The following is a 6911-nucleotide window of genomic DNA, read 5'->3' on the forward strand; positions in this document are numbered from 1 at the left end:
GCCGTTCAGGACATGCGCGAAAATCGCGTGGGCTTGCTGTTGCCGCCTGAAAGCCTGTATCCGGGGCTGGGCTGAACGGACCGTCAAGAACGGCAGGGAAGCCGGCTGAGAAAATCCCGGGCGCATTGAGCAGGTAAAATTTGAATCAAGCAGGCAGAAATTCAACTTAAAAATAAAAACGATTCGTATCCTAAGTTGCGGTATTGCTAGCATTGTGCTAAAAAAATGATTTCCAGACGTATCTTTTGAATACTTTGGAAATTCCTGGAACACTCTTCGCTGTTGTCCTATGCAACAAGCCTCTCTGGATAAGCAGGACATGATGATGACGCCGCCCGCAGGTGAGCCGCGTGTCGATGCCTGCCCCTACGCAAAATCCGTTGCTTTCCTCATCGTCTCCGGCCCGACGGTGCTGCGCCAGGTATTGCCTGCGCTGGCGCTGGCTGCGCCTTTGTCTGTGCACCTGGCCGCGGACGGGGAGTCCGCCTGGAATTTCGTGCTGCACGAACGGGTGGATCTTGCCATCATCGACGCGGGTTTGCCTGAAAATGACGGTTTCACCCTGCTGACTCGTTTGCGGCGCCGTTCCGATATGCCGGTGCTGATGCTGATCGAAAACGAAGGGGATACCGAACGCTTGATGGGGTTGCGGTGCGGCGCCAGCGATTATGTGCGCAAGCCGGTGGATTTCGACATTCTATGGACGCGTCTGCATGGCTGCCTGCGCCGCCAGGTCAGTCAGGCCGATGCGGCGAGCCGCTACCTGCAGGTCGGGGATTTGAGCCTGGATTCGGCTTCATCGGAAGTGCGGGTCGGCGGCAACCAGATTTACTTGACTGCCGCGGAAACCAGCATTCTGACCGCCTTGATGCGGCGCCCCGGCGCTATGATCAGCCGCGAGCATCTGACGGAAACCGCGCTGGGCCGTTCTATCGAGCCGCTGGATCGCAGCCTGGATACGCACATCAGCAATTTGCGCCGCAAACTCAGCTTGCGCGCTGGCCAGGAAGGCAGGCCGCAGATCCGCAGTTACCGCAATCGCGGCTATGCCTTGATGATGCCCGCGGATGATACGCCGGCGTGATGGCCGGGCTTCTTCAGCGTCTTGATTTCAGCCCCCGGTTTTGTGGCGGCACCAGTGGTGCTTATTGACGCCGCCGGGCGGCTTATCCGCGTGCGCGCTGAGGCTCTTTCCCGCCTGGGCGCCTTGCGGGGCACGACGGCCTGAGTAATTCGGCCTTGGCGCCGCTTAGCCCTTAGCGGGTTCGCTTACCAAGCGGCTCAACTGCTCAACTGCTCAACTGATAGGCCGCTGAATCATTTTGCCTCTCGTTATTTTGCCCCTGGGCACGGATTTCCAGTCCGCCGCCAGGGGCTTTTTGATGGTGGCACAGTACGGGCGAGCCTTGCGTTCAGCGCGGTTTCAGGATTTGAGTTAGCCGGATCTGGCGTAAGCCAGTGAAACAGATTTCTTGGTGTTTTCCTCGTTCTATGTCAATCTATGCTTTGACAATGATTGACTAGGCAAATAATATTTTTACCCATGGAAGACCAAGGCAAAACACAGGATTTCATCGAGGCCTATGACCTGATGGATAGCGTGGGCTGGCTGATGCGCTCCACGCTGGCAGCAATGCGGCAGGAGATCGAACAGCGTATGGAGCCTTTCGGCCTCACCAACGCGCAATGGAACCCTATCCTGAAGCTTTATACCGGGCAGGCGGATACGGTGGCGGAGCTGGCGCGCGGCTGTATGCAGGATGCTGGCGGCATGACGCGCATGCTGGACCGCCTTGAGGCCAAGGGGCTGTGCCGCCGCCGGCGCAGCGAGTCGGACCGGCGCGTAGTGCGCATCGAGCTGACGGAACAGGGGCGTGAGGTCGCAAGCCGTATTCCGGATGTGCTGCGTGATGTGCATGAGTTGGGGCTGCAGGACTTTTCCGATACCGAAGCCGCGCAGCTCAAGTCTTATTTGCGCCGCATGCGGCAAACATTGCAGGAAAAATCGGGACAGGTGTGACGCTGTCCGAATGCTTTGGGTCTGACTGGCGGCGTAGGGCGCGGAGATTTCCGGCCGCTGCCGCAGGTTCCGCCGCTGGCGGGCGCCTTCATGCGCTAGCTGGCAGGCGGGTGCTTTTCACCCCGGCAAGTGCCGGGTTTTTTCATTGTTCAGCGAAAATTTGCCATGAGTGACGACAATCACACGCCAAAGAGTGACGTAAACAGCAGTAGCAAGCAGAAGCTGGATCCCGCGGCTGTCAGGCACCGCCGCAAGGTGCTGTTGAGCGTGACCGTTGTGGTGGTGCTGGCGGCACTGGCCTTTGGCGTTTACGAGTGGCTGCTGGGCGGCCGCTATGAAACCACGGACAATGCCTATGTGCAGGGCAACGTGATTCAGATCACGCCCAGGGTGGAAGGCACGGTTCAGGCCATTTATGCCGATGACATGGATTTTGTGAAGGCTGGCCAGGTGCTGGTACGCCTGGATCCTGCCGATGCGCACATCCGCCTGGAACACGCCGAAGCCCAGCTGGCGCAAGCCGTGCGCCAGGCGCGTACGCTGTATGCCGATAACGAAACCCTGAATGCGCAGATTGCCTTGCGCCAGGCGGAAGTCGTCAAGGCGCGCAGCGATCTGGCGCGTGCCGAGGACGACCGCAAACGCCGCACCACCCTGGCAAGCAATGGCGCCGTGTCGCGTGAAGAACTGCGCCATGCGGAAGCCGCTGCGGCGGCGGCGCGCAGCACGCTGGTGGCAGCCGAGGCTGCGGTGGTAGCTGCGCGCGAGCAATTGTCCAGCAACCAGTCGCTGACGGATGGAACGGATGTGATTCATCACCCTGCCGTGCTGGCTGCGGCGGCGGCCGTGCGTGAAGCGTACCTGGCCAATGAGCGCATGGCTGTGCTGGCGCCCACCGATGGCTATGTGGCGCGGCGTACCGTGCAACTGGGCCAGCGTGTTTCCGCGGGTTCGAATCTGATGACCGTGGTGCCGCTGCGTGATGTCTGGGTGGAAGCGAACTTCAAGGAAAACCAGTTGCGCGGTTTGCGTCTGGGCCAGGAAGCGACCTTGACGGCAGACCTCTATGGCACGAAAGTCCGCTACACCGGCAAGATCACGGGGCTGGGCGTTGGGACTGGCGCTGCCTTCGCCTTGCTGCCGGCGCAGAATGCCACGGGCAACTGGATCAAGGTGGTGCAGCGCGTCCCCGTCCGTATTGAGCTGACTGGCGATGAACTGACGGAACACCCGCTGCGCGTGGGCCTGTCCATGGATGTGAAGGTGAACGTTGGCGACAAGGACGGTGGCATGCTGGCCAATGCGCCGCGTACGGAAGCGTTTGCGCAAACCGATGTGTTCCGCCAGCAGGAAGAAGGGGCTGACGCAGCGGTTTCGCGTATCGTCGCTGCCAATCTGGGGGCGGCGCCAGCCGGGGCCAAACTCGGCATGGCGGCACCGGCTGCGGGCGTGAACTGATTATGACGGCAGCGATGCAGCCTTTACCGCCTCTGGAGGGGCGGGCGCGGACGATGGGGACGCTGGCGCTGTCGGCCGCCGTCTTCATGAACGTGCTGGATACCTCGATCGCCAACGTCTCCTTGCCTGCGATCGCAGGGGATCTGGGGGTTAGCGCGACGCAGGGTACCTGGGTCATTACCAGTTTCGCGGTGGCCAATGCCATTTCCGTGCCCCTGACCGGCTGGCTGTCGCAACGCTTCGGGCAAGTGCGCCTGTTCGTGCTCAGCGTGGCCTTGTTCGTCCTGTCGTCATGGTTGTGCGGCCTGGCGCCCAACATGCCTTTGCTGATCGCTTTCCGGGTGCTGCAGGGGTTTGTGGCGGGCCCGATGATTCCTTTGTCGCAGGCTTTGCTGCTGTCCAGCTACCCCAAGGCGCTGGCGGGCTTGGCCATGGCGGCGTGGTCGATGACGACACTGGTCGCGCCGGTGACCGGTCCCTTGCTGGGGGGCTGGATTACCGACAATATGAGTTGGCCGTGGATTTTCTATATCAATGTCCCGGTGGGTATTCTGGCGGTTTTTGTCACCTGGCGCATTTTCCGTGACCGGGAAACCGTGCGGCGCACCTTGCCTATTGACAGTATCGGTTTGGCTTTGCTGGTGCTGTGGGTAGGCTCCATGCAGATCATGCTGGATATCGGCAAGGAGCATGACTGGTTCCAGTCGCCGATCGTGGTCGGCTGCGCGGTCGTGGCGGTTGTGGGCTTTGTGTTCTTCCTGGCCTGGGAGTTGACCGAGCGCCATCCGGTGGTGGATCTGGCCCTGTTCCGCATCCGCAGCTTTTGGACTGGCACCTTGGCGATTTCCATAGGTTACGGCCTGTTTTTCGGTAATGTGGTCTTGTTGCCGCTGTGGTTGCAGCAATACATGGGCTATACCGCGACACAGTCGGGCATGGCCATGGCGCCGGTTGGCCTGCTGGCTCTGGTGTGTTCGCCGTATGTGGGCAAAAGCATTGGCCGGGTGGATCCGCGCAAATACGCGACCTTCTCCTTCCTGGTGTTTGCGCTGGTGCTGTTCATGCGCGCGCGTTTCAACACCCAGGTGGACTTCGACACAATCATGATTCCGACGCTGATTCAGGGGGTAGGCCTGGCCTTCTTCTTCATTCCCCTGATGACGTTGACCTTGTCGGGGATTGCGCCCGAGCGCATGCCGGCGGCCTCCGGGCTGTCGAACTTCGTGCGGATTACGGCTGGCGCCGTCGGCACCTCGGTATCCACGACCTTCTGGGAGCGGCGCGCCAGCCTGCACCATGCCCAACTGACCGAGCACATGCTGCCGGGAAGTGATGCCTTGCAGCATGCGCTGGAGACCTACCGGGCAGCGGGCATGTCAGCGCAACAGGCGCTGGCGCAAGTGGAAAAGATGTTGAACCAGCAGGCCTTTATGCTGGCAGCCGATGATATCTTCTATGTATCGGCCATCATTTTCCTGATGCTGATTCCGCTGGTCTGGATTGCCAAACGTCCGGGCCGGGCCGGGGCAGGGGGCGAAGCGGCCGGAGCGCATTGAGCCAGGCCCGGTGTGGTCTGAGCCAGCGGCTTGCTGACTCAGCGCCCGCTGTTTTGGGCTGCCGCTGTCTTGGGGTGCTGAGGTCTTGGTGCCTGCCTAGGCTGAGGCGGCTTTTCCCGGCAGCCTGAAGGAATAGGCTGCGATGTAAAACGCCTCTGCCGGGATATGCCGGCAGAGGCGTTTTTCATGCGGTCATCATAGTGGCCCAATGACCCAATGATCCACTGATCCAGTGGCCCAGGGCTGCCGCTCAGACTGCGGCGGCCTGGGGCCGGGGGCAGGGCGCTCAAGCCGCGGCAAGTTCCGTTGCCGTGACGGGCAGCAGCGCCAGGCTGGCAACCGTTTGCAGCGCAGCGCGGGCGGCTTCCGCGCCTTTTTGCGAAAAGTGGCGGAAGAAATAGTCCTGATGCTGGTCGTGTTCATGGAAGTGATGCGGCGTGAGCACCACAGAGAACACCGGGACATCGTGATCCAGTTGTACGCGCATCAGGCCGTCGATGACCGCAGAGGCGACGAAGTCATGGCGGTAAATGCCGCCGTCCACGACAAAACCGGTAGCGATAATGCCGTCGTAACGGCCGCTGCGGGCCAGCCGCTGGGCATGCAGCGGGATTTCGAAGGCGCCCGGCACGGTGTAGGTATCGACGATATCGGCGGCATAGCCATGCGCGGCCAGTTCATCCAGAAAGCCTTGGCGGGCCTGGCCGACGATGTCCGCATGCCAGCCTGCCTGAATGATGGCATAGCGCGGCGTATGGCTGGGGAGGGGGATACTGCGGGACAGAGACTGATTCATGGTATTCCCATTGAAAACTGAGTTCCAGAATCAGGGCAGACGACACGGAAACGGCCAGCTCCGGCCAGGTGCCGGGGCAAGTCGATTCGCGCGCTTTCTTTCATCCGGACTATGACCGTCGGCTCCGGCATCGAACCGGATCTGCTGACCCCGGCAGACAGGCTGCCGGGCGCTCGCGGGCTTGCATGCCGTCAGGCACGCCTACCGCCGGTGGGGAATTTCACCCCGCCCTGAAAACGCTTGCCTGGCACCGGACTGTGAAAGTGAAGGCGCCAAGACACCGTTAGTATAGCGCTGTCCTTTATGCGATGGCGTTGGAACCATATGGCATTTTCAGCCGGTTCCCTCCAGGGCGCCGGGCTTTACAACTCGTACGGGCCGCCGCGTTCGCGGGCGCGCAAATAGGCGGGGCGGGCCTGGATGCGCGCCAGCCAGTCACGCAGCCGGGGATGTTCTTCCGCTGTGAGCCAGTCGCGCGCGGCGGCGGCTTCCAGCGGAAAACTCAGCTGGATGTCGGCCGCGCTGAACTGATCGCCAGCAAACCACTCGCGCTGGGCCAGTTCGCTTTCCATGAAGGCCAACTGGCGCAAGAGGTTGGGGCGCACGAAGGCGGCTTCGACGCTATCGGCAATGCGCTCGGCGATGGGGCGGGCAAAAAAAGGCATATCGGCTTTGCGCACGCGGCGGAAAATGAATTGAACCAGCAAGGGCGGCATCATCGAACCTTCGGCGAAATGCAGCCAGTACGTCCAGCGCAGCGCTTCCGGTGTGCCGGGCGCAGGGCGCAAACCGTGCGTGCCGCCGTGGCGTTCGGTCAGGTATTCAATGATGGCGCCGGATTCCGCCACGACGGTATCGCCGTCGGTTAGCACCGGCGCCTTGCCCAGCGGATGAATGGCCAGCAGGGCGTCTGGAGCCAGGTGCGTGTCCGGGTCGCGGGCGTAGTGCTGGGTCTGGTATTCCAGTTCCAGTTCTTCAAGCAGCCAGATGATGCGCTGGGAGCGTGAGTGTTCAAGGTGATGCAGGGTAATCATGGGTCACTCGTTTTCGTTCGTCGTGGCGGCAAGCGGGCCGCCTCAGG

6 protein-coding genes and 1 riboswitch are annotated in these 6911 nt (G+C 61.5%); of the genes, 4 read left to right on the forward strand and 2 right to left on the reverse strand.

The window, feature by feature from the left end:
• Nucleotides 1-289 precede the first annotated feature (289 nt).
• The 4 genes from ACTJGZ_RS15320 to ACTJGZ_RS15335 all read left to right on the forward strand — a co-directional run bounded on the left by ACTJGZ_RS15320 (nucleotide 290) and on the right by ACTJGZ_RS15335 (nucleotide 5034).
• Nucleotides 290-1084: a response regulator transcription factor gene (locus tag ACTJGZ_RS15320; protein WP_441663764.1), complete on the forward strand. Its 795-nt coding sequence runs from the start codon at nucleotides 290-292 to the stop codon at nucleotides 1082-1084.
• Between the two features lie 459 nt (nucleotides 1085-1543).
• The gene (locus ACTJGZ_RS15325) at nucleotides 1544-2020 is read left to right on the forward strand and encodes a MarR family winged helix-turn-helix transcriptional regulator (RefSeq protein ID WP_441663765.1); all 477 of its coding nucleotides are present in this window, start codon (nucleotides 1544-1546) and stop codon (nucleotides 2018-2020) included.
• Between the two features lie 165 nt (nucleotides 2021-2185).
• A complete protein-coding gene (locus tag ACTJGZ_RS15330; protein WP_441663766.1) occupies nucleotides 2186-3478 on the forward strand; it encodes an efflux RND transporter periplasmic adaptor subunit in 1293 nt (430 codons plus the stop codon).
• Nucleotides 3479-3480: 2 nt separating this feature from the next.
• Nucleotides 3481-5034, forward strand: coding sequence for a DHA2 family efflux MFS transporter permease subunit (locus ACTJGZ_RS15335; RefSeq protein WP_441663767.1), 1554 nt, complete (start codon nucleotides 3481-3483; stop codon nucleotides 5032-5034).
• Between the two features lie 286 nt (nucleotides 5035-5320).
• Here ACTJGZ_RS15335 and ACTJGZ_RS15340 read toward each other — a convergent pair whose 3' ends face one another.
• Nucleotides 5321-5830: a 6,7-dimethyl-8-ribityllumazine synthase gene (locus ACTJGZ_RS15340; protein WP_441663768.1), complete on the reverse strand. Its 510-nt coding sequence runs from the start codon at nucleotides 5828-5830 to the stop codon at nucleotides 5321-5323.
• Nucleotides 5831-5918: 88 nt separating this feature from the next.
• Nucleotides 5919-6072, reverse strand: a riboswitch (FMN riboswitch).
• A 120-nt stretch (nucleotides 6073-6192) separates the two neighbouring features.
• Entirely contained in the window at nucleotides 6193-6864 is a 672-nt protein-coding gene (locus ACTJGZ_RS15345) for a glutathione S-transferase (protein WP_441663769.1), read from the reverse strand.
• Between the last annotated feature and the right edge of the window lie 47 nt (nucleotides 6865-6911).

The organism is Kerstersia sp. (genome assembly GCF_052103615.1).
GTDB lineage: Bacteria > Pseudomonadota > Gammaproteobacteria > Burkholderiales > Burkholderiaceae_B > Kerstersia.